At 64.5% G+C, this 23945-nt stretch carries 15 protein-coding genes; 5 read left to right on the top strand and 10 right to left on the bottom strand.

Annotated features, from left to right (window positions below; genetic code table 11):
• Positions 1–112 precede the first annotated feature (112 nt).
• From gyrA to BLR66_RS02190, 6 genes are all read right to left on the bottom strand, one after another.
• Complete coding sequence (gene gyrA / locus BLR66_RS02215) at positions 113–2704, bottom strand: DNA gyrase subunit A (protein ID WP_093279995.1); 2592 nt, start codon at positions 2702–2704, stop codon at positions 113–115.
• 338 nt (positions 2705–3042) lie between these two features.
• The gene (gene mtnA / locus BLR66_RS02210; RefSeq protein WP_093279994.1) at positions 3043–4101 is read right to left on the bottom strand and encodes an S-methyl-5-thioribose-1-phosphate isomerase; all 1059 of its coding nucleotides are present in this window, start codon (positions 4099–4101) and stop codon (positions 3043–3045) included.
• 40 nt (positions 4102–4141) lie between these two features.
• Positions 4142–4852 (bottom strand): DUF3011 domain-containing protein, encoded by a 711-nt coding sequence (locus BLR66_RS02205; protein ID WP_093279993.1) that lies wholly within the window; start codon positions 4850–4852, stop codon positions 4142–4144.
• A 93-nt stretch (positions 4853–4945) separates the two neighbouring features.
• Positions 4946–5905 (bottom strand): EF-P lysine aminoacylase EpmA, encoded by a 960-nt coding sequence (gene epmA, locus BLR66_RS02200; protein WP_093279992.1) that lies wholly within the window; start codon positions 5903–5905, stop codon positions 4946–4948.
• 100 nt (positions 5906–6005) lie between these two features.
• Entirely contained in the window at positions 6006–8348 is a 2343-nt protein-coding gene (gene ligA / locus BLR66_RS02195; protein ID WP_093279991.1) for an NAD-dependent DNA ligase LigA, read from the bottom strand.
• 121 nt (positions 8349–8469) lie between these two features.
• On the bottom strand, positions 8470–8841 hold the full coding sequence (locus BLR66_RS02190; protein WP_093284201.1) for a VOC family protein: 372 nt from the start codon (positions 8839–8841) through the stop codon (positions 8470–8472).
• Between the two features lie 118 nt (positions 8842–8959).
• Here BLR66_RS02190 and BLR66_RS02185 point away from each other — a divergent pair, with 118 nt between their 5' ends.
• Positions 8960–9541, top strand: a complete 582-nt coding sequence (locus BLR66_RS02185) for a TetR/AcrR family transcriptional regulator (protein ID WP_176943734.1) — start codon at positions 8960–8962, stop codon at positions 9539–9541.
• Positions 9542–9554: 13 nt separating this feature from the next.
• On the opposite strand, the gene zipA is transcribed toward BLR66_RS02185, so the two are convergent.
• The 3 genes from zipA to BLR66_RS02170 all read right to left on the bottom strand — a co-directional run bounded on the left by zipA (position 9555) and on the right by BLR66_RS02170 (position 17135).
• On the bottom strand, positions 9555–10280 hold the full coding sequence (gene zipA / locus BLR66_RS02180) for a cell division protein ZipA (protein WP_093279989.1): 726 nt from the start codon (positions 10278–10280) through the stop codon (positions 9555–9557).
• A 103-nt stretch (positions 10281–10383) separates the two neighbouring features.
• Entirely contained in the window at positions 10384–13887 is a 3504-nt protein-coding gene (gene smc, locus BLR66_RS02175; protein WP_093279988.1) for a chromosome segregation protein SMC, read from the bottom strand.
• 296 nt (positions 13888–14183) lie between these two features.
• A complete protein-coding gene (locus BLR66_RS02170) occupies positions 14184–17135 on the bottom strand; it encodes a DUF748 domain-containing protein (protein ID WP_176943733.1) in 2952 nt (983 codons plus the stop codon).
• 229 nt (positions 17136–17364) lie between these two features.
• On the opposite strand from BLR66_RS02170, the gene BLR66_RS02165 reads away from it, so the two are divergent.
• Genes BLR66_RS02165 through BLR66_RS02150 form a run of 4 tightly spaced genes read left to right on the top strand, consistent with a single transcriptional unit; the run spans position 17365 to position 22773 of the window.
• The gene (locus BLR66_RS02165) at positions 17365–17775 is read left to right on the top strand and encodes a GntR family transcriptional regulator (RefSeq protein ID WP_093279986.1); all 411 of its coding nucleotides are present in this window, start codon (positions 17365–17367) and stop codon (positions 17773–17775) included.
• A gap of 53 nt (positions 17776–17828) precedes the next feature.
• Positions 17829–18761: an ABC transporter ATP-binding protein gene (locus BLR66_RS02160; RefSeq protein ID WP_093279985.1), complete on the top strand. Its 933-nt coding sequence runs from the start codon at positions 17829–17831 to the stop codon at positions 18759–18761.
• Between the two features lie 28 nt (positions 18762–18789).
• Positions 18790–20607: a hypothetical protein gene (locus BLR66_RS02155; RefSeq protein WP_093279984.1), complete on the top strand. Its 1818-nt coding sequence runs from the start codon at positions 18790–18792 to the stop codon at positions 20605–20607.
• Between the two features lie 54 nt (positions 20608–20661).
• On the top strand, positions 20662–22773 hold the full coding sequence (locus tag BLR66_RS02150; RefSeq protein WP_093279983.1) for a S9 family peptidase: 2112 nt from the start codon (positions 20662–20664) through the stop codon (positions 22771–22773).
• Here the strand turns inward: BLR66_RS02150 and ugpC are convergent.
• Complete coding sequence (ugpC, locus tag BLR66_RS02145) at positions 22770–23867, bottom strand: ABC transporter ATP-binding protein (RefSeq protein WP_093279982.1); 1098 nt, start codon at positions 23865–23867, stop codon at positions 22770–22772. The two genes, BLR66_RS02150 and ugpC, sit on opposite strands and share 4 nt — an antisense overlap.
• Between the last annotated feature and the right edge of the window lie 78 nt (positions 23868–23945).

The raw sequence follows: 23945 nt of genomic DNA, 5'->3' as shown, positions 1-23945 counted from the left end.
GATCGGCTCTTGCTTTGCCCCCTTTGGAAAAGGGGGCTACGGGGGATTTGCTCTTGGCGCCAAAAGCAAATCCCCCTCGATCCCCCTTTTTCAAAGGGGGAGGCGACTTCGCTTAGGCTTCCGGACTGAGAGTTGGCGGTGGCTCGCTGTCTGCAACCACATCGTCTTCCTCGTCCAGCGAGGCATCCAGCCGTTCCACCGCCTGCAGCGTTTCTTCCTTGGCCAGCTTGATCAGGGTCACGCCCTGGGTGTTGCGGCCGACCTGCGAGATTTCCGCGGCGCGGGTACGTACCAGGGTGCCGCCATCGGAAATCAGCAGCACTTCATGGTGGTCGGACAACTGCACGGCGCCGACCAGCTGGCCGTTGCGGGCGGTGGTCTGCAGGGCGATCACGCCCTGAGTGCCGCGGCCCTTGCGCGGGTAGTCCTCGACCGGCGTGCGCTTGCCGTAGCCGCGCTCGCTGGCGGTCAGGATGTCGCCGTCGCCTTCGACCACGATCAGGCTGCGCACCTGCTCGCCCTTGGCCAGGCGGATGCCGCGCACGCCGGTGGTGTTGCGGCCGGTGCTGCGCACTTCCTTCTCGGCGAAGCGCACGGCCTTGCCGTTGGAGGCGAACAGCATCACGTCGCGGGTGCCGTCGGTCATGGCCACGCCGATCAGCGCGTCGCCCTCGTCCAGGTTGATGGCGATCTTGCCGCGCGACAACCGGTAGGCGAATTCTGTGAGCGGAGTCTTCTTGACCGTACCGTCCTGGGTGGCGAACAGGACGTAGTGGGCTTCGTCGTATTCGCGCACCGGCAATACGGCCTGCACGCGTTCGCCGGCTTCCAGCGGAATCCAGTTGATGATCGGGCGGCCGCGCGCATTGGAACCGGCCTCCGGCAGTTGGTACACCGACAGCCAGAACACCCGGCCGCTGCTGGTGAAGGTCAGCAGGGTGTCGTGGGTGTTGACCAGCCACAGCTGGTCGATGAAATCCTCTTCCTTGGTCGCCGCCGCGCTACGGCCGCGGCCGCCGCGGCGCTGGGCACGGTAGGCGCTGGCCGGCTGGCGCTTGGCGTAACCGGCATGCGACAAAGTCACCACCACGTCTTCCGGGGCGATCAGGTCCAGGATGTCCAAGTCCTCTTCGCTGTGGCGGATTTCGCTGCGGCGCGCGTCGCCGAATTCTTCCTTGATGTTCAGCAGCTCGGTGCGGATCACTTCCAGCAGCACATCCGGGTTTTCCAGGATGCGGATCAGGCCGGCGATGGTTTCCAGCAGTTCCTTGTATTCCTCGGTCAGCTTTTCCTGCTCAAGGCCGGTCAAGCGGTGCAGGCGCATTTCCAGGATCTGGGTGGCCTGCACCTCGGTCAGCTGGTAGACGCCATTGAGGAAACCCACGCCTTCCGGCAGATCCTCCGGACGCGAGGTGTCGGCACCGCTGGCCGCCAGCAAAGCGCCGACCAGACCCGGTTCCCAGGTCTTGGCCAGCATGCGCTCACGCGCTTCCTGCGGATTGGCCGAGGTCTTGATCAGCTCGATCATCTCGTCGATGTTGGCCAGCGCGACGGTCAGGCCTTCGAGGATATGCGCGCGGGCACGGGCCTTGCGCAGTTCGAAGATGGTGCGGCGGGTGACCACTTCGCGGCGGTGGCGGATGAACGCCTCCAGCATCTGCTTGAGGTTCAGCGTCTGCGGACGGCCGTCGACCAGCGCCACCATGTTGATGCCGAACACCGACTCCATCTGCGTCTGCTGGTACAGGTTGTTGAGAACCACGTCGGCCGAATCGCCGCGCTTGACCTCCATGTAGATGCGCATGCCGTCCTTGTCGGATTCGTCGCGCAGCTCGCTCAGGCCTTCCAGCTTCTTTTCCTTGACCAGCTCGGCGATCTTCTCGATCAGCCGCGCCTTGTTCACCTGGTACGGAATCTCGGTGACGATGATCGACTCACGGCCGGTGTCGTCGTTGACCTCGATGGTGGCGCGGGCGCGCATTCGCACCCGGCCGCGGCCGGTACGGTAGCCAGCCACTATCCCGCTGGTGCCGTTGATGATGCCGGCGGTGGGGAAATCGGGGCCGGGGATGTACTGCATCAGCCCATCGACATCGATTTCGGGGTCGTTGATCAGCGCGATCAGGCCGTCGATGACTTCAGTGAGGTTGTGCGGCGGGATGTTGGTGGCCATGCCCACGGCGATGCCGGCCGAGCCGTTGACCAGCAGGTTCGGGAACCGGGTCGGCATGACCGTCGGTTCGAATTCCTTTTCGTCGTAGTTCAACTGGAAATCGACGGTTTCCTTGTCGATGTCCGCCATCAGTTCGTGGGTCAGGCGCGACATGCGCGCCTCGGTGTAGCGCATGGCCGCGGCGGAGTCGCCATCGACCGAGCCGAAGTTGCCCTGCCCGTCCACCAGCAGATAACGCAGAGAGAACGGCTGGGCCATGCGCACTAGGGTGTCGTACACCGACTGGTCGCCGTGCGGATGGTACTTACCGATCACGTCGCCGACGATACGGGCCGACTTGAAGTGGGCCTTGTTGCTGTGCGCGCCGAGTTCGTTCATCGCGAACAGGACGCGGCGATGGACGGGTTTCAGGCCATCGCGGACATCGGGAAGCGCGCGTCCCACGATCACGCTCATGGCGTAATCCAGGTAGCTCTTGCGCATCTCGTCTTCGAGGTTGACCGGGATGATTTCCTTGGCGAGTTCTGCCATTCGGGTTCCGTTTTCTGGTTATTTCTTACGGCCAAAGACCGGGCTGCCGAAGCGGGTTCGGCGGGCCTGGAATCGGTGGGATTTTCAACCTGAAAAGTGTACCACAAAACAGGGCTTTTCCGCGGGTGTATTTTTCGGAAAAACAAGCACTTGCAGCTCGCGCAGCCCATCTTCCCTTCTCCCTCCGGGAGAAGGTGCCCGTAGGGCGGATGAGGGCGTGGATTGTCAGTTGCAATGGCGCTTCCGTGGGTCTGGACTATGCCGCCCTCATCCGTCGCTTCGCGCCACCCCGTATCAAGGACGGGGGCAGGCTCTTCTCCTGATGGGAGAAGGGAAAATCAATGACCGAAAGCAGCCCGCATCTTTTCGACAGTCGGCCGCTCTATCACGCCCTTCTCGGTAACGATCGCATCGATCAGCTCCGCCGGGGTCACGTCGAATACCGGATTCCAGGCATGGATGCCTTCGGCCACGATGCGGGTGCCGCCGATGCCCAGCATCTCCGCCGGATCGCGCTCCTCGATCTCGATCAAGTCGCCGCTGGCAGTGGCCATGTCCACCGTCGAAGACGGCGCTACGACCATGAACTTGACCCCGTGGTGGTGTGCGGCGATGGCCAGCTGGTAGGTGCCGATCTTGTTGGCGGTATCGCCGTTGGCGCAGATGCGGTCGGCGCCCACGATGACCCATTGCACCGCGCCGGTCTTCATCAGATGCGAGGCCGCCGAGTCGGCGATCAGGGTCGCGTCGATGCCGTCCTGCTGCAATTCCCACACGGTCAGGCGGGCGCCCTGCTGCCAGGGCCGGGTCTCGCCGGCGAAAACCTTGGCGATGCGCTGCTGGGCCACGCCCGCGCGGATCACGCCCAGTGCCGTACCGAAGCCGGCCGTGGCCAGGGAGCCGGTATTGCAATGGGTCAGCACGCCGCTGCCTTCGTTGATCAGGGCCGCGCCCAACGCGCCCATGCGGCGGTTGGCGGCCAGATCTTCCTCGGCGATGGCCTGCGCTTCGCGCTCCAGCACCTGCCGCCAGTCGGCGCCTGCGGCCTGCATCACCCTGCGCATGCGCGCGAGGGCCCAGGCCAGGTTGACCGCGGTGGGCCGTGCCGCATTGAGGCGCTGCAGGGCCGGCTCGAGCTTGAGGGCTGCTTCGGCCCCATTTGCTGCGTCGATCTGACGCGCGGCCAGCACCACGCCCCAAGCCGCGGCGATGCCGATGGCCGGCGCGCCGCGCACCGCCAGCGAATGGATCGCGGCGGCGACTTCATCGCTGTCGTGCGAACTGAGGTGTTCCACCTGGAACGGCAGCTTGCGCTGGTCCAGCAGGTCCAGCGTTTCGCCGGTCCAGAGGATCGGGCGGATCCGGTCGTAGCGGGCGTAGTCGATGTCTTTTTCCATGGCTCAAGTTTAGAGCATCGACGTAGACGAAACGTTGCGCTCAATGCACTCCAAATTCCGCCCTGCAACCTTTGTCCACCCATATCCCGGCGGCGTTCCAACCCCAATTGGCGCCCTTCACGCAGCGCGTGCGCGACAGCTGGCGCAACAGGTCAACGCCGTTGGGTACAAGCACCTCGCAGAGTTTCCTCTGCCTGTCGTCGGAGGCACATTCGATCTTGATCGAGTGCGTTGGGGCGGAAGCCGACACCGGCGCATCGGCAAAGCCGACCCTGAATTCGGCGCGGCAACCGTTTGCGGTCCAGATGCCCGCTTCGTCAGAACCCCAGTCGAGATTTTCCACGCAATCGGAACTGGACAAAAGCTTGGTCAGACGCACGCCGCGATCCGTGTCCGCCGGGCAATGTTCCACCCGGTTGGCGAGCGATTCGCAACGTACCAGCGTGCCCGGGGCCGGGCCCTGCACCGGAATTTCCTTGCCGACGACGAATTCCGCCCGGCAACGATGCGACACCCAGACCCCGTGACGGTCGTAGTCCCAGTTACGGCCTTGCATGCAGGGGACTTTCGATAGCTGCTTGACCAGGGTGATCCCCTCCCCGGTATCGACCTCGCAGTAGTGTTGCTGGGTGCTATCGGTTTCACAACGGAAACGCATGCCGCTGGCGCCCGACGCCGCCGGCTCGGCGGCAGACACAAGGGCCTGACAAACCAGCAGCGACACCAAGCAGCTCTTAACAACGATGTTCATGCCCGCCCCCGTAACCTCGGCAACAGGGTCGCATTAATGTCGTTAACGAATATGTAAATCAGGCGTCCGAACACTTTCCGCGCGCCCTATTGTTCAGGCTTCGCTGAACGAGAAAGCCAGCACCTCGGCGATGCGGTCGGTGCCGACCATGGCCATGAGCAGCCTATCCACGCCCAAAGCCACTCCCGCGCACGCGGGCAGGCCGCCGGCCATGGCGTCGAGCAGACGCTCATCCAGCGGCGGCAGCGACGCGATTCTGGACTCGCGCACCGACAGGTCGCGCAGGAAGCGCTGGCGCTGCTCGTCCGCATCGATCAGTTCGTGGTATCCGTTGGCCAGTTCGTGGTGGCCCAGGTACAGCTCGAAACGTTCGGCCAGCGGCGGATCGCCGGGGCGTATTCTGGCCAGCGCGCATTGCGAGGCCGGCCAATCGCGGACCACGGTGATGCGATCGGGCGGAAAGGCGGGTTGCAGCAGGTGCGTGATCAGCAGATCCAGCCAATCGTCGCGGGTCAGGCCCTGCGCATCGATGTTCTGGTCGGACAAGGGCGCACGTAGTTGCGCTTCGGTGGCGGCGAAGGGATCCAGGCCCAGGCCCTGCAGGAACAGCTCGCGGTAGGTGCAGGAAACCACCTCGGCCTGACGGCCGATCAGGCCCAATGCGCGCTGCACCAACTGCACGGTTTCTTCGATCAGGCGCAGGTGGTCCCAGCCCACGCGGTACCACTCAAGCATGGTGAACTCGGGGTTGTGGCGCCCGCCCGCTTCGCCATTGCGGAATACGCGGCCCAGCTCGTAGCAGTCGCCCACGCCCGCGGCAAGCAGGCGCTTGAGCGGATACTCGGGCGAGGTGCGCATCCAGCGCGTGCGTGCGCCCGCGCCGGAATGGCCGGTGAAATGGGTGGTGAAACTCTCTATGTTGGGTTCGGTATTGCCGGCTTCGGACAGGATGGGCGTTTCCACTTCCAGCACATCGCGTTCGGCGAAATACAGACGGAACAGCGCGTTGACGGCCGCACGCAGGCGCAGCGTGTCCAGGGTGGCCGTGGTCAAAGCACCCGCCCTCCGTAGGAGCGACGCAAGTCGCGAAGATGCTTTGTTCGGGATGTTTCATCGCGACTTACGTCGCTCCTACGGCGCTCGCACATCTGGATCATTCGTTTGCTTCCAGAAACTCCAGCAGCTTGGCTTCGTCCCATATTTCGATGCCCAGCTCTTCGGCCTTCGCCAATTTGGAACCGGCGGCTTCGCCGGCCACTACCAGGCTGGTCTTCTTCGAGACGCTGCCCGCGATTTTCGCGCCAAGCGCTTCCAGCTTGGCGCCTGCTTCGTCCCGGCTCATCGAACTCAAGCCGCCGGTAAGCACTACAGTCTTGCCGTCCAACGGGCCGGCGACGACTTCTTCGCTTTCCGGCACCAGCGCGCGCAGCTGTGCGATCGCTTCTCCACCCCGCAGCAATAGTTCTGCGTTTTCCGGATCTTCCAGCCATGCAGCCAGCGCGTTGGCCGATTCGGAAGGCAGGCCGGCACTGACGAAGTTGTGCGTGGGCGCATCGACCAGCGCTTGCGCCGTGGCGAAGGCATTGCCGAGCTGTTCGGCGCGGATGCGGGTCACCTTGGGGATTTCCAGGTCCGCCAGCAGGGCCGCCATATCCAATCCTTCGCGCAGTTTCGCGGTCGGCGGATGCGTATCCGAAATCGTCACCCCGCGCGCAAGCAGGTCGTCGATCACCTGCTGGTTGCCGGGCTGGTCCAGGAAATGGCCGATGGAGCGCGCGACTTCGCCGCCGACGTCGGGGACATGCTTGAACAAAGGCCAGGGCAAGCGGCGGATCAATTCCAAGTCGCCGAACCATGCCGCCAGCGCCTTGGCGGTGCTCTCGCCGACGTGCTGGATGCCGAGCGCGAACAGGAAGCGCTCCAGCGTGGTGGAGCGGCTGCGGTCGATGGCTTCGATCAGGTTCTCGGCCCACTTGGTGGCGATCTTTCCCGACTTCACGGTTTCCGGGGTGGTGCCGTCGCGTTCGTCCGCCCGGCGCTTCATTTCCAGCAGATCTTCCAGCTTCAGTTTGTACAGATCGGCTACCGATTGCAGATAGTCCAGGTCCGACAAAGCTTCGATGAAGCGGTCGCCCAATCCTTCGATATCCATCGCGCGGCGCGATGCGAAATGACGGATCGCTTCCTTGCGCTGGGCCGGACACGACAGCTCGCCGGAACAGCGCCATACCGCTTCGCCTTCTTCGCGCACGATCTCCGAACCGCAAATGGGACAGACTGCCGGCATCGCCCAGGACCTGGCGCCTTTGGGCCGCTGCTCCAGCATCACGCTGACCACTTCGGGAATCACATCGCCTGCGCGCCGCACGATCACGGTATCTCCCACGCGCACGTCCAGCCGCGCGATCTGGTCGGCGTTGTGCAGAGTTGCGTTGGTGACGACCACGCCGGCGACCTGTACCGGCTTCAGGCGTGCGACCGGCGTGGCCGCGCCGGTGCGGCCGATCTGGATCTCGATGGCCTCGACCGTGGTGGACTGCTCCTGCGCGGGGAACTTGTGCGCGATGGCCCAGCGCGGCGCGCGCGAGACGAAACCCATCTCGCGCTGGCCGGCGTTGTCGTCCAGCTTGTACACCACCCCATCGATGTCGAAGGCCAGTGCGTCGCGCTTGCCGCCGATGCGCTGGTAGTAATCGAGCAGGCCCTGGGCGCCTTCGACCACTTCCGATTCCGAGCTGACCGGAAAGCCCCATTCGCGCAATCGCTTGAGCGTGGCCGAATGGGTGTCCGGCAATGCGCCGCCTTCGACCAGACCTACGCCATAGGCGAAGAAGGACAGTGGACGTTGCGCGGTCAGCCGCGGATCGAGCTGGCGCAGCGACCCTGCCGCACCGTTGCGCGGGTTGGCCAGCACCTTGCCGCCGTGCAGACGCGCCTGTTCGTTGTATTTCTCGAAAGCCGCGCGCGGCATGTACACCTCGCCGCGGACTTCGAGAATGGCAGGCCAGCCTTTCCCGCGCAGATGCAACGGAATGGCCTTGACCGTGCGCAGGTTGGCGGTGACGTCCTCGCCGCTGGCGCCGTCGCCACGGGTGGCGCCCTGCACGAATCGGCCGTTCTCGTAGCGAAGGCTGATGGCCAGGCCGTCCAGTTTCGGTTCGGCGGAAAACTCCAGCACCGGCCGCTTCAGCTTGTCCTCGATGCGGCGCGCGAAGTCGCGAACTTCGGTTTCGCTGAAGGCATTGCCCAGGGAAAGCATGGGAATGGCATGGCGGACTTCGGCGAACTTGGAGGAAGGCGCGCTGCCGACGCGCTGGGTCGGGGAATCGGGCGTGGCCAATTCGGGGTGCGCGGCTTCCAGTTCGTCCAGCTCGCGCAGCAGCTTGTCGTACTCGGCGTCCGGGATATTGGGCTCGTCGAGGACGTGGTAGCGGTAGCTGGCGTCGTCGAGTTGCTGGCGGAGTTTGGCGGCGCGGATGGCGGGCGTGGCTGTCATGCCTGGATTCTACCGTCGCCACGGTCGCTGTAGAACGGTGCTACCTCCCCGACGCACGCACTGCATTACATACGTCGTTCACGAGGCCGACCTACAGCCTCGCCGCATCTGGGCTATGGCGCTATTGCCATTGGCATAGGTGCAGCAGGACCCCCGACGGATCGTGGACAAAAGTGACCACGGCCCCATACGGCTGGAACTTTGGCGGCTGCACGCGCGCATCGGCGAATTTCCTGCCCCGGAGAACGGATGCCACGTGCCTGTGCCAGGCCTGGGCATCGTCCACGGTCACGTGCAGCATGCAATTCTCTGCGACTTCCTTCATGTAATAAGCTTGAATGTAGAAGTGTTGCTGATCGGCAAGCCGCACCAATGCCAATCCATCCGCAACATCTTTCGTTTCCCAGCCCAGACTGGAGTAGAACTCTTTCGACAAGGCGAAATCCCTTGCCGGGATGAAAGGACGAAGATCAGAAACCTTCAGACTGGACATAATCGATCCGGCAATCCTGTTGCGGACGACGTTACCAGATCGTCCCCGGCCGTTCCCGGACAATCAGCGGCATATGTCCGCCATCCGAGGGGTCGGTGCATGCGAAGATGCCGCTGCCATGAACCGCCCTATTCCTGCTCTCGATCCCCGCCAACGCCGGACTCGCGAAGCGTTGCAATCCGCGTTCATGCTGCTAGCCACCAGCCGGCGCTACCACGAGATCCGCATCAACGACATCCTGCAGGCCTCAGGTGTCAGCCGGTCGGCGTTTTACGAACACTTCGCGAGCAAGGACGCCCTGCTCGCCTCCAGCATGGAGGACGCTATTTCGCTTCTCGTCGGCATGCTTTCGGACCAATCCAATCCCCGCCAGGTCGAGGCGCTTCTCGATCACTTCTGGGAAAAGCGGACCCTGGCGCGAGGCATTCTCCAAGGGGCCTCGTCACGCGTGATCCGCAATGCCTTGGTGCAACGAATCGAAGCTCATCTAGGACGGCGCGGCGGGAAGCGACTGAGGATTCCCCACCGCCTGGTCGCTCACGCGCTGGCGGATGGCATGTTCTCCCCGATCATCGCCTGGCTGGCCGGCGAATCCGCCTGCACTTCCACAGAACTGGCTTCAGCTCTACAGGATGCTTCCAAGGCAACTCTGGCCAGCATGTCGGCCGCTGCAGCCCAGACCGCAAGCCCATCCCGCTAAAGGCGCGTCAAACTCACCAGCGCGGCGACTTGGTCAGCGGCGGCGCTTCGTGCTGGCGATCGTAGGCGCGCAGTTCCTCGCGGATATGCATGATGCGCTGGCGGCCCAGCGCGTTGCGGCTGTCGTCCAGCACCACGCCGTCCAGCAGTTCGGCCATGCGCTGCACGTTGGGCAGCAGTTTCTCCCAGGCGTCCAGCGCGGTCAGCGGTGCCGGCAGGGTGAGGAAGAAGGCGATCGCCGGCGTTTCCAGTTCGCGGATGTTGGCCATGTCGAAACTGCCGGGCTGCAGGATGTTGGCCATGCTGAAGATGGGGCCGCGCTCGGGATGGTTTTCCACCAGACGGTGGAACACGTTCATGTGGCCGAAGGTCAGGCCGGTCTTTTCGGCGGCCACCACGATGTCCTCGCCGCGCAGGGTGTGGCCTGCGCGCGCGGCGACGTAGAGCGAGACGATCTTGTCGAAATCCTGGCTGGGGCGCTTGCCCAGGTCGGTCTCGGTGGCGCCGCCGGGCAGGCCCAGCTCGGGTTGGGAAACGGCGTCGCTGCTGTAGTCCAGGCCCGAGCCGTCCGCGGAAAGGTCGCCGGCCAGGCTGGGCTCGGTACGCGCCGCGTCCCGCTCGCCGGGTTCGATGCGCTTGCCCTGTTTGGACTTCTTGGGGCGGCCGAAGAAGACGATCGCTGCGATCAGCAGTACGCCTGCGATCAGGATGCCGATTCTAAGCAAGGCCATGTCGGACATTTATCTGTTTCTCCGCGTGGGGGTCGCTGAGGGAATCATGCTGAAGGTCGTGCTTTCAGGGTAACGCAACGGCCATGCTGCACAAGGTCGATGTCCTCCAAAATCAGGCGGCTCCGGCCAGGCGCGCTGCCTCTTCCAGGTCCACCGAGACCAGACGGCTGACGCCAGGCTCCCGCATGGTAACGCCGCTGAGCTGGTGTGCGGCCTCCATGGTCGACTTGTTGTGGCTGACGAACAGGAACTGCACCTTCTCGCTCATTTCCTTGACCATCGCCGTGAAGCGGCCGACGTTGGCCTCGTCCAGCGGTGCGTCCACCTCGTCCAGCAGGCAGAACGGCGCGGGATTGAGCTGGAAGATGGCGAACACCAGCGCCACCGCGGTCATCGCCTTCTCGCCGCCGGACAGCAGCGAGATGTTGGAGACGCGCTTGCCGGGCGGACGGGCCATGATCGCCACACCGGTATCCAGCAGGTCTTCGCCGGTCAGTTCCAGGTAGGCATGGCCGCCACCGAACAGGCGCGGATACAGTTCCTGTACGCCCGAATTGACGCGGTCGAAAGTGTCCTTGAAGCGGCCGCGGGTCTCACGGTCGATCTTGCGGATGGCTTCTTCCAGCGTCTCCAGCGCCGAAGTCAGGTCGGCGTTCTGCGCTTCCAGATATTCGGAGCGCTGCGAGGCTTCGCCGTACTCGTGGATGGCCGCCAGGTTGACCGGCTCCAACCGGCGCATCTTGCCGTCGATGCTGTTGACCGCTTGTTCCCAATCGGCCACGGCAGCGACTTCGGGCAGGCTGTTGATGACGTCTTCCAGCGTGAAACCCGCATTGACCACGGCCGACGACAGCTGCTCGGCCTTCAGGCTCAGCGCCTGCTGGTCCAGCTTGCGCTGCGAAATCACTTCTCGCTGGGTCAGCGATTGTTCGTCGCGCTGGTGGCGGATCTGCTCGAAGTTGCGCAGGTCGTTGTCTATCCCTTCCAGCGCCGCGCGCGCTTCGCCCAGCTGGCGATCGGCCAGCACGCGCTGTTCCAGCGCGGCCTGGCGCTCGTTTTCCAGGGATTCGACCGGAGAGTCGCCGGCGCTCAATTGCGAGGACAGTTCGCCCAGGCGCGAATCCAGCTGGCCGCGCTGGCCGCTCATGCGCTCCAGGGCCTGGCTCAGGGCGACGATCTGGGTACGCTGGGATTCCAGAGTCAGCGCCAGCGCATGGGCGGCGTCGCGTGAATTGCGGGCCGCGTCGCGCGCGGCGTCGCGCGCTTCGGCCAACCGGCGGCGCTCGGCTTCCAGCGCCTGGCGCGTGGTTTCCAGCTCGCCCATGCGGCTGATGGCGTCTTCCAGCTTCGAACGCGCCTCGCGGGCCTGTTCGCGGCTGTTGTCCAGGGTCTCGTGCAACTGCAGCAGTTCGCCGTCGATGCGGTCGATGCGGTTGCGCGCCGATTCCACTTTGCCCTGCTGGCTCTGCAGCTGCCCGGCCAGTTCGGAAACGCCGCGGTGAGCCATGTACAAAGCGCGCTGTGCGTCTTCGCGATGCTGTTCGGCGGCCAGCAGCTGGTCGCGGAAGCTGGTCAGCAGCTGGTCGAGTTCGGCCTCGCGTTTCTGCAGCGCTTCTATGTCGATGCGCAAGGATTGGATCTCGCGCTCGCGCAGGAGCGCGCCCTGCTTGGCCGCGCCCGAGCGCAGCACGCGCACCCAGCCGGCGCCCATGCGTTCGCCGCCGCGGGTGATGACCGAATCGCCCTCGCCCAGCTGCGGCAGCAGGCGGCGCGCTTCGGCCAGGTCTTCGGCCACGTGCAAGCGTGCCAGCAGGCGACGGATCGCCAGCGGGCCCTGTACTTTGGCTGCGAGCGAGGTGGGCGCGAAGGAAGAGCCGTCGTCGTCGGAGGACACCAGCGCGATGCGGCCTTCGCCGAGTTCGCCCAGCGCTTCGACCAACGATTCCGGAGCATCGACCAGCACGCCTTCGATCAATTGGCCGAGCGCGCCTTCGACGGCGTTCTCCCAGCCCGATTCGACGGTCAACTTTTCGCCGACGCGGCTGGCCGAATCCAGGCCCCGCGCTTTCAGCCATGCCACCGCCGCGCCCTGCTCCTGACCCAGCGCGGCATGCTGCAGGGTTTCCAGCGAGGACAGGCGGCCGCGCGCGGCCTGGGTGTTCTTGCGGACCTCCGCCAGCTCCGACTGCGCGCCGCGCTGCTGCTCCTGCAACGCGCCGACGGCCTGCTTGCGGGTTTCCAGATCGGTATTGAGCCCATCCAGCGACGCCTTCTGGGTTTCGTGCTGTTGTTGCGCCTGCTCGAAGGCCACGGCCAGCGCGTCCAGGTCCAGGCCGCTGCGTTCGCTGGTCAGGATCTCGCGGCGGCGGTCGGCTTCCAGCGACTGCTTGTCCAGGTAATCGACGCGGGTGCGCTCGACTTCGCCGGCGCGCGCAGCTTCGGAGGATTCGCGGCTATGGCCTTCCCAGCGCTGCTGCCAGTCGGAGAGCCGGGTCTCCGCTTCGCGCAACGCTTCCTGCTTGTACTGGTCGTCTTCCTGCAGCTGCGCCAATTGCGGCTCGGCTTCGGCCACCGATTCGCGCAACACCGCCAGCTTGGTTTCGTCGCCGCTGATGTGCTGGCCGAGTTCGGAGAGCGCGTTCTGCGCTTCGTCGCGGGCTTTCTGCAAGCGTTCGGCGAGCTCGCGCTGGTGCTGGATCTGCTGTTCGATGCGAGCCAGCGCGCTGCCGACCTGATAGACCTCGCCCTGCGCTTTATTGAGGGCATCGCTGGCCGATTCGCGGCCGGCGCGGCCGGTTTCCAGCTGGCGTTCGGCTTCGCGTTGTTCGGCGATCAGCTGCTGCAGTTTGGTCTCTTCCTGCGACAGGCCTTCGCGCAGTTTCTGCAATTCGCCGTCCAGGCCGCGGTATTCCAGCGCCTTCCACTCGGCGTCCTTGATCTTTCGCTCTTCCTGCAGCGCCTGGTACTGCTCGGCCTGCTTGGCCTGGCGTTTCAGGTGCTCCAGCTGCTTGGTGATCTCCTCGCGCAGGTCGCCCAGACGGTCGAGGTTTTCGCGGGTGTGGCGAATGCGGGTTTCGGTTTCCTTGCGGCGCTCCTTGTACTTGGAGATGCCTGCGGCTTCTTCCAGATAGATGCGCAGGTCTTCCGGGCGCGCCTCGATGATCTGGCTGATCATGCCCTGCTCAATGATCGAGTAGCTGCGCGGACCCAGGCCGGTGCCCAGGAACAGATCGGTAATGTCGCGGCGCCGGCACTTGGTGCCGTTCAAGTAATAGCTGCTGGTGCCGTCGCGGCTGACCAGGCGCTTGACCGAGATTTCGTTGAAGGCGGCGAATTCGCCGGCGATGGTGTGGTCGCTGTTGTCGAAGATCAGCTCGACCGTGGCCTGCGAAACGGGCTTGCGCGCGGCCGAACCGGAAAAGATCACGTCGGTCAGCGAGTCGCCGCGCAAACGGCTGGCCGAACTCTCGCCCATTACCCAGCGCACGGCATCGATGATGTTGGATTTGCCGCAACCATTCGGGCCGACCACGCCGGTCATGTTGGTGGGCAGATGCAAGGTGGTCGGATCGACGAAGGATTTGAAACCGGACAGCTTGATGGTGGAAAGGCGCATGCGGCGGTTGCTTCCGGGCCTCGCGGCCGGATTGGCCGGCGCGCTGCCACATTTGTTAATCGGGATTAGGTTTCAACGCCAAATGATTGATTCAAATGACGAAGACACTCCGCAAACAGAGTATCAACCAAGGAGTATAACGGGCCACAGGGATGGAACGGCTGTCGCTGCAAGCCTGGACCTTATGTAGAGCCGGGCTTGCTCGGCTGCTCCTGGTCCGGGAGGGAAAGCAGCCGAGTAAGCTCGGCTCTACAAAGCGCACGGCCACCAGCCACTCCCGGCGACCTGCCGATCCGTCACTCCAGCCCCAGCTCCAGCCGCACCTGGCCCTCGTGCGCGGCCGGCGCCTTGTTGGCCGTGATGAAGACCCGGACCGGGTCCAGTTCGCCGCCCGCCAGCAAGGCGTCCTGGATGGCGCTGGCGCGGGTACGGCCCAGCTCCTGCAATTCGGCGGGCGTTGCCTGGTAGCGGGTCAGCAGCTCGGTCTTGAGCCAGGCGGCCTGCGCCTGTTCGCGCAATGCCCGCTTTTCCTTGCGGCTGGCTTCTTCTTCAGCCGCCGGGGGTTCCGGATCGGGCAATTCCGGCTTGCTGCCGATCACCTGCTTGTAGAGCTTGCTGAGCAATTCCACCTGCCGCTCCGGCTCCATCGTCGCCAAAGCTATTCCGGACTCCCCTGCTTTCTCCTGACCCGCCAGCGCTTGTTGCAGCCGCGACTCGGCCAGTGCGCCCGGGTCCAGTTCAGCGACCACGCCGGAAGGAATGTCCAGCTTCAGCGCAGGTCTGTCCACCAGGCCCTTGGCCAGTGCGGCGAGCTGGGTCTTGGCGCTTTCGGAAAGCTCGGCCGAGCCCGGCGCGAAGCTCACGTACTGCGCATCCTCTGCTCCGGCGAACAGCGAACCGAGAAAGGAGAACGGCGCGGTCACCACTTTGGTCAGGATGTTCTTGACGATCTGCCAGACCACCGGACCGACGCGGAATTTGGGGTCGTCCAGGGTGCCGTTCACCGGCAGATTAAGGTCGATGACGCCGTGGCGGTCCTTCAGCAGCGAGGTCGCCAATCGCACCGGCAGCGAAACCTTGTCCTTGCTCTCGGTGGCCTGACCCCATTCCAGCTGATCCAGAATCACATGGTGGGCGGCCTGCAGTTTGCGGTCGTCGATCTGGTAGTGCAGCTCGGTGGTCAGCTTGCCCTTGGCGATGGCGTAGCCGGCGAAGCGTCCCGAATACGGATTGAAGATGGGCAAGTCGATGTTGCGGAAGGTCATCTTGATGTCGGTGTGCTTGTCGTAGGCGAACAGGTTGGTGCCGCCCTGGATGGTCACCGGCGAATACTTGTTGATGATCTGGCCCTTGAGGTCGATGTCGGCCACCGAGTCGGTGGCGGTGGACAGGCCAGCGATACTGCCGCTGAGCGCGTCGATGCGCGCCTGGAAGTTGGGCTCGATGGAATAGTCAGCGAAGCCCATCACGCCGTTCTCCAGCGACAGGCGTCCTATTTTGATGGGCATCTCCGCCGTTTCTTTTCCGCTGGATGCGGCAGGCGCGGTGCCCGACGGCGCGGACAGGATGCTGACTAGGTTGATGGTCCGGTCCGGCGCCACGATCACCCGGGCGAATGGCTTGCGCGCCTTTATCTGTTTGATGGAAACCGAATCCGGCGCCTGTGCGAAGGCGATGCCCTGCGCATCCAGGCGGTCCCAGGAAATGAATTCGCGGGCGCCGGCGGTTTCCAGCAAGTCGAAGGCCGATACCGAAGCGTCCCCATCGAAACTAAGCGACGGGCCCGGCGCCTGTTCGGGCTGCAGACGCAGCTGGCCTTTCGCGCCCACAACCCCGGACTTCAGAGTCAAGGTGGGGTACTGCGGCAGGTAGGCCATCACCTCACGCAGCGGCAAGCCGGACAATTCCACTTGCAGATCCGCCGCTGCCGTTTCCGGCACCACGCTGCCGCTCAGCGACAACGGCGCCTTGCCGTTGAGCGTGGTCTGCAAAGTGAGCGACAGCGGCTTGGCCAGGTCGAGACTGACGCCATCGACATTCAACGCCAACGGCGAGAGCTGGAATTTCGCCGCCGGGCTCACGCTTCGATCTTCGAAATCCAGCCGCCCCTGCTGCAGCGCAAGCTGGCCCAGCGCGACCTTCCAATCCGACGACGCGGCCGCCGGTTTGGAGGCCGGTGCGACCGTAACGGTTTGCGGCGACGGAGCCAACAGGCGGTCCAGATTCAACGAGCCGTCGCGCTCCCGCCACAGCGTAGCCTGCATGCCTTCCAGACGCAGGGCATCGATGTCCACCGTTCGCCGCGCCAGCGACAGACGGGTATTGTCCAGTGCTACTTTCGGCAGCGTCACCCAGTTCCGGTCCACGCCGCGCGCACGCAGGGCCAGCCCGGTGGCCATGGCCTTGGACAGGGTCGCATCCAGCTGCGTACCGGCCTGTTTGCCGGCGGAGAACACATAACGCCCGTCCACATCGAAACTGCCGGCACTGAGTTCCATCGGCAATTCGTCGCTCAGGAATTCGTACACGCTGCGCGCCTGCAGCGCAGCGACGCGGAACTGGCCGGTGGAAGCCAACGGCTGCAGGTTCAACTTGCCCTGCCAATCGAAGCGCTCGCCCCGCTCGCTTGCTGCGGCCAAGGTGAAACCGCCGCTCTCGGCAGTGGTGCGGAAGTCGCGCAGGCTGAAATCGATGGGTGTCAGGGTTTTTTCCGGCTTCAGGCGACGGCTCTGGTCGGCGAAATCGACACGGCCGCGATTGACTTGGAATTGCTCTATCAGCACTTCCGGCGTAGGCGTTTCTTCCTTTTCCTTCGGTATCAACTCCGCCAGGTTCAGCGAACCGTCCGCACGGATGATGGCACGCGCGAACGGCTCGTCCAACGCGACCTGGCGGAATACGTAGCCGCTTTCCCACAACGAGGAAACCTGGAAATCGGCGGACAAACGCTTCAGCGCCACCAGCGGTTTGCCGCGCGCGACGCCGCGATCGCGGATGGCGATGTCGCGGATCTCCAGTTGGAAGGTAAAAGGATTGAACCTGATCTCACCCAGGGCCAGATCCTTGCCCAGTTCCGTGGCCACGTATTCGACGGCTTGGGAGCGCATGTACTTGGGCAATGCCCAGAAACCCAGCAAGGCGTACAGACCGACCAGCAGCGCCAGTGCGAGGGGGGCGAAGAAAAGCAGCCTGGATTTTTTCCAGAACGTCATGACGCCACCGCATGCCCGCTTGGGGGCGATCATCATGCAGTAGTTTTCGTTATAGCGGACAGGCCGGCTAAGCGGCATGGGTCGCAGATCGAGTTCCTCGAATCGTGCCCATGAATGCGCTTCGCTTGGTGCGGCATTCCGCACCGTCGATCCGGATCGAAGCGGGCTTCCCCCTCGTTTCGCATGACTTTCAGGGGGTTGACAGCGGGTAATGTTCGTACTGTACTAATAGTCACAGTACAGAAGACACAGTAGAGACGAACTAATGGCGCGCACCCAGGCATTGATGATCCAGATCGCCACTGGCGATCCCCGCCCCATCAGCAAGCAGATCGTGGATGCGATCCGCATGAAGATCGCCACGGCCGAACTGGCCACCGGCGACCAGCTGCCCAGCGTGCGCGGGTTGGCGCAGCAGCTGACCATCAACCCCAATACCGTGGCCAAGGCCTATGCCGAACTCACTACCGAGGGCTGGCTGGAATCGCGCCAGGGACTGGGCCTGTATGTGGCCACCCCACGCCAGCGTTTGAACGACGCCGAGCGCGAACGGCGACTGGACGAGGCGATCGGGCGCTTCCTCAACGACGTGATCGCGCTCGACTACCCGCCTGGCGAGGTGCAGGCCCGCCTGGAAGCCGAGTTTCGTGCGTTGGCGCCCCGCAAGACCGCCTGACTCCGCCACCTGATCCCTTCCTTTCGCCCGTTCCCGCTACGCACGAGACCGCCATGTCCGTTCCGCAAAACGAATACGTGATCGAAACCCAGGCGCTGAGCAAGCGTTACGGACGCAAGTTGGCGCTCGACCGCCTAGACCTGCGTATTCCGCGTGGACGCATCCACGCCATTGTCGGCGCCAACGGCGCCGGCAAATCCACGTTGTTCCGCGTCCTGCTCGGCTTCCTTCCGCAGACGGCGGGCCAGGCGTGGATCCTGGGGCGCGACAGCCGCAAGCTGACGCCCGGCGACCGCGAACGCGTCGGCTTCGTCAACGAAGAACACACGCTTCCCGGCTGGATGAAAGTGTCGGCGGTCACCAGGATGCACCGTCGCCTGTATCCGCGCTGGAACGAGGCCGCTTTCCGCGGCGTGCTGGACCACTACCACGTACTGCCGGAACAGAAAGTCGGCCAGCTCTCGCGCGGCGAGCGCGCCGGTTTCAACTTGGCCCTGGCGCTGGCGCAACGCCCCGAGCTGCTGGTGCTGGACGAACCGACCCTGGGCCTGGACGTGGTCGCCAAGCGCGCGTTCCTGGAATCGCTGATGTACAGCAATGCCGCCGACGAATGCACGGTGATCTATTGCTCGCACCAGATGGAAGAGATCGAGCGCGTCGCCGACAACCTGATCATCCTGGAGCGCGGACAGTTGAAGAACATGTCCGCACCCGACGACTTCTGCGCGCGGGTGACGCACTGGGTCGCCGACATTCCGTTCAAGGGCCCGGAGCCCTCCTCCGTGCCCGGCTTGCTGGAGGCGCAGCGCCTGGACGGCCTGCACCACTATCTGGTGCTGGACCAGGACGAGCGTTTCGGCGATTTCCTGCGCACCCACGGCGCACGCTCGGTGCAGAGCATGCAAGTGAGCCTGGATCGCGCTGTCAACAGCTTCCTGGCCAAGAACCACGCCGCGCCGCAAGCGCTCGCAAGCGCGTCCGCCTGACGCGGCGCCAACCCCGGAGAATCGGAACATGTGGGATTTGTTCAAGGCCGAAATACTGCGTTTCCGCAGCTGGGCCATCGCCTACGCCGCGCTGCAGCTGGTCCTGCTCGGCTTCATGAGCCGCGTGGTCGACATGGCGCAACAACCGCTGCTGGTCTACGAAGTCATAGGCGGTCTGTACGGATTGAGCGGCTTGCTGCTTGGGCTCTACCAGATGGGCGGCTACCGGCGCCCCAACACCTGGTTGAACCTGCTGCATCGGCCCATGCCGTCCTGGCGAATCGCCGCCGCTCTGTACGGCGCCGGCGCGCTGTTGCTGGCGATCGCCGTGCTGCTGCCGTTGCTGGTGCTGGCCGGTTGGCAGGAATCGATGACCGCGCGCGTGGTCGATACGCGCCATTTGCTGTTGGCGCTGTCGGGCTGGCTGGTGGCGCTGTGCGCTTATCTGGCCGGCAGTTACGCCATGCTGGCCAACAAGCGCTACAGCTTCTGCGCACTGGTGTTCGTGCTGTTGCTGGTGTTCTACAAGGCTGTGGGCATGGGCGCTATCGCGGTGCAATGCATGGCGCTCGCGTTCCTGGCGGCCATGAACCTGACCGCGTTCAAACCGGATCTGGACGCGGCGCCACGCAATCTTGCGGGCATCGTGGTCACCGCGCTGCCGCTGCAGATGGCGATGTGGTTCGCACTGGTGATGGTGGGCTTCGGAGTGGAATTCGTCTGGATAGCGCAGGGTTCGCATCCCAACAACATGGCGGTGCCGCTGCCGGGTGGCGAGAAAGAAGCGGAAAACGCCGAGGCCAAGGATCTGATGATCGCCGGGCTGAGAAACAGCGCCGATCCGCAGGCGCCGCTATGGCGCGAACAGGCCGGCATTTCCGAGATGTTCGGGATAGAGTCCTACCTGCGTGCGGTGCCGGTGCGCAACGAACTGACCAACCTGGCGCCGATGGAATTCGACGACACGACCCGCCGCATACGCTGGGTGTTCAGCCACGACGACATGCGTTTCCACGGCTACAGCCTGGTGGACAAGCGCCCGGTGGGCACGCTGGGCGTCGCTGGGCAGCAGCCGTTCCCCTCGCCTCCGCTACCCGGCCCCGACAGCGTCTTTTTCACCGGCGACACCGTGTACCAGTACTACGAAGACGACGAGTCGATGCTGCCGCGCGCGCATCTGCCGTCGGGCGAAGTCGTCACCGGTTACGGAAAAGTCGGCGACGATCTGGCGCTGCTCAGCAACCGCGGCCTGTATTTCTACGACGTGGAGGAATTCAAGAACGACGATGGCGTGCTGACGCCGCGCCAGCGCGTTCCGCTGCCGGGCAAGCCGGGCGACCTGATACGCATCGAACTGATGGAATTACTGGATGGATGGCTGGGTTCCTTCACCTACACACGCCGTTCGTACAACGCCGAGGGCGCATTGCCATTCCAGCAATTGATCAGGGTGGACTCCCAGGGCCACGTCGCCCACGTCGCGCGACGCGATCTGATCCTGGATTATCCGGTCGCCTGGCGTTACCAGAACTGGTACACCTCGCCTGCACTGTATTCCGCGCAAAGGGCCATCGCCCGCCTGTTCTCGGGCTACCTGCCGGACGAGGAAACCGACCGCCCCGCAGTGCCCCGCAGCGCCCGGACGATCGCCGCCGTGCTGATGCTGCTTTCGCTGCTGGGCGCAGTCTGGCGAACGCGCCAGACCGCGCTTGCTATGCCGGCGCGCATCGCCTGGATCGTGGTTTGCGGAGCGGTCGGCCTGCCCGCCTTGATGAGCCTCTGGTTGATCCATCCCAAACGCGAAGCGCTGGAGGACCTGCCGCTGGCGCAGGCCGCTACGGCATGACCCACTGCTGATCCAATTCCGGCCCGTCCTTGCACGGGTCCGCAGGAGAAGAACATGTTGAAGTTCCCGAAGAGTTTCGGGGGGCGGGCGGCCGTTGCCTCGATGCAGGGTATCCAGTGCACGCTCGCGGCCGCGGTTCTCACGCTATCGCCCGCATCGTCCGCATTCGCGGATGAAACGGCCGCTCTGCGCGCCGCTGTTTCCGCCGAACGCGTGCGGCCACGCGCGCCGCAACTGGACCGTACCCAGTTCCTCGCCAAGGCCAGCGTCGCGGGCGCCTGGCTTTCGCCCGATGGCCGGCATGTCGCCTATTTGCGGGAAGAAGGCAGCAATCGCGGAGTGTGGTTGCTGCCGACCGCGGGCGGTGCGGCGAAACAGCTGTTGCCGGACACCGAATCGGCGCAGTTGAGCTGGTCGAGCGACAGCCGTTGGCTGTTCCTGTCCTCGCCACGGCAATTGTCCGTGCTTGCGGCAGCCGGACAACCCGGGTCGGGCGTTATCGCCAAACTGGACGGAAGCTGGCGACGCGACTTTAAGGGCGCCGATCCGGCGCTTCCCGCGGCAGCCCTGGTCGTCGAGATTCCACCCAAGGTGTCGCGCCTGCCGCGCAAGTGGCGATTGCTGCGCATCGGCCTTGATGGCAAACCGGTCCTACTGCACGAAGACGCCAAACCCATCGTAGATTTCGCTTTCGGTCCGAACGGCCGACTTACGTTCGTAACCCTGGCCGAGAAAGACAAGTACGTCATCTACCGCAAGCAGGACAACCGGTTACGGCCGGCGATGCGCTGCGAAGGCTTGGATCGCTGCCGTATCGTCTCCACCCCCCATGCCGGCCAAGAACTCCTGCTGTCCACCAATACGGGCAGCGGTTTCCGGCGCCTGGCGTTGCTGGACCATCAAGGAAAACTGACGACTCTGCATACGGATCCGCGCGGTGAGGCTGATCTGGACGAAGTCGTGCCGGACCTGCGTACTGGGCAGCCTCTCATCGCCAGCTATCGCAGCACCGTGGCCGCGAACTACGGCCTGACGCCCGAGGCCCGCCGCCATGTCGAAGCGATAGAGCGGCGTTATCCGGCGCGCAACCTGAGCATCGAAGCGGGCGACGGCGGCAACGCGCGGTGGCTGGTGCGCGAGCGCTCGGGATCGCTGAAAGGCGCGCTGTTCCACCTTTACGATCCGGCCACCGGCGGTTTCCGCGACATCCTGGACGACATCGCTTTCCGGCACGCAGGGAAGATCGTCGCGCGGCCGCCGGAATCGGCGATGGCGCGCAGGATCGCCTTCACTTACCGCGCCTCCGACGGCATGCGCCTGCATGGTTTCCTGATGGTGCCCCCGGGGATCGACGTCGCGCGCGCGCCGTTGATGGCTCACGTGCACGGCGGGCCGTTCAACCTGGCGCGCCCGGAGTTCAGTTCGACCGGCCAGTTGCTGGCCAACCGCGGCTACATCGTCTTCGAACCCAACTTCCGAGGATCTACCGGCTTGGGCCGCGACTATCTTTTTTCGGCGCGCGGCGATTTCGGCAATGGCCGCGTGCAGCAGGACATCGTAGAAGGCGTGCGCTTCCTGCTGGCCCAGGGCATAGGCGACCCTTCGCGCGTGGGTATCGATGGCGCCTCGTTCGGCGGCTATTCCGCTTTGCAGGGCGTCACCTTCCAGCCGGAATTGTTCAAGGTGGCCATCGCCGCCGTGCCGCCCGCCGATTTCGGCTGGGTGCTGCGCTGGTATTCGCATTCGGCCGATCAGTTCACCGACGGCATTCCGATGTCCACCACGATGCGGCTGTTGTCGCTCGATCCCGCCGACCCCGGCATAGCCGAGCGCTTGCGGATGCAATCGCCTATCGCCAACGCGGGCAAGCTGTCGCGTCCGCTGCTGTTGCTGGCCGGCGCCGACGATGAGCGCGTGCCGATCCGCAGCGTGACCCACTACGCCGCCCAGCTGAAATCGCTAGGCAAAGATTTCAGCTTGTTCATCGATACCGAAGGCCGTCACCAACTGGAGGATCCGCGCACGCGCGAGGCCTATTTCTACCTGATGGAGGAGTTCCTGCACCGTCGCCTGGGCGGCGCGGCGCCGAAACCGCCCGGCAAGCCGTTGCGCGAACACCTGCGGCGCAACCTGCAGGTGAAAGGCAGCGATCTGTCCGGCCTCTAGGGCAACAACGCCTGCCCGGTCTCGCTATCGAAGAAATGCATGCGTTCGGCCGCATAGCCCAGGTGGACCTGGTCGCCCACCGCCGGCAAGTGATAGGGAGGCAGGCGGATCACCAGGTCGCAACCACCGCAACCCAGATTGAGGAAGGCCTCGTTGCCCACCGGCTCCACTACCTCGATCTTGGCCGGCAAACTGTCCGGGCTTGCCGGCCCCAGGTGCATGTCTTCCGGTCGCAAGCCGATGGTCAACTGCCTGCCTACATAGGCCTGCAACGCAGATTGCATGGCCGCCTGCCGCAACGGCAGTTCGACGCCCTCGCCGACGACCAGGCGCAGGCCATCGTCGCGCTGCTGAAGCTCGCCCCACAGCAGGTTCATTTTCGGGCTGCCGATGAAGGTGGCCACGAACAGGTTGGCCGGTTTCAGATACAGCGCCATCGGCGTATCGATCTGCTGCACCTCGCCGTCCTTCATCACCACGATGCGCTGCCCCAGGGTCATGGCTTCGACCTGGTCGTGGGTGACGTAGATCATGGTGGTGCCCAGTTGCCGGTGCAGGCGGGCGATCTCGGTGCGTACCGAGTGGCGCAGCTTGGCGTCCAGGTTGGAGAGCGGCTCGTCCAGCAGGAAGACCGAAGGCTCGCGCACCAGCGCCCTGCCCAGCGCCACGCGCTGGCGCTGGCCACCCGACATCTGCCCCGGTAGCTTGTCCATCATGGGCGTGAGCCCCAGCGTCTCGGCCGCCGCGGCGACCCGTTTCTCGATGGTGGCCTTGTCGTGCTTGCGCAACTTCAGGCCGAAGGCGAGGTTTTCGGCCACGGTCATGTGCGGATAAAGCGCATAGCTCTGGAACACCATGGCGATATCCCGGTCCTTCGGGGCCACTTCGTTGACCACGCGACCGCCGATGGAAAGGGTGCCGCCGGTGATTTCCTCAAGCCCGGCGATCATCCGCAGCAAAGTGGATTTGCCGCAGCCCGATGGCCCCACCAGCACCATCAGTTCGCCATCGGCGACTTCGAAACTGGCCCCGTGCACGGCTACCTGGCCTTTCTCGTATACCTTGCGGACGTTATCTAGTTGAACGCTGGCCATCATCTCTCCGGCGATGAAGTACTCACGGTCGCCGGCCCTCCCGGTGACTGCTGGCATGCTCGCGATCGCCGGCTGCGG

It is taken from the genome of Pseudoxanthomonas sp. CF125 (assembly GCF_900104085.1).
GTDB lineage: Bacteria > Pseudomonadota > Gammaproteobacteria > Xanthomonadales > Xanthomonadaceae > Pseudoxanthomonas_A.
The sequence above is the reverse complement of the archived record's forward strand: the minus strand, read 5'-3'. Positions and strand labels throughout refer to the sequence as shown.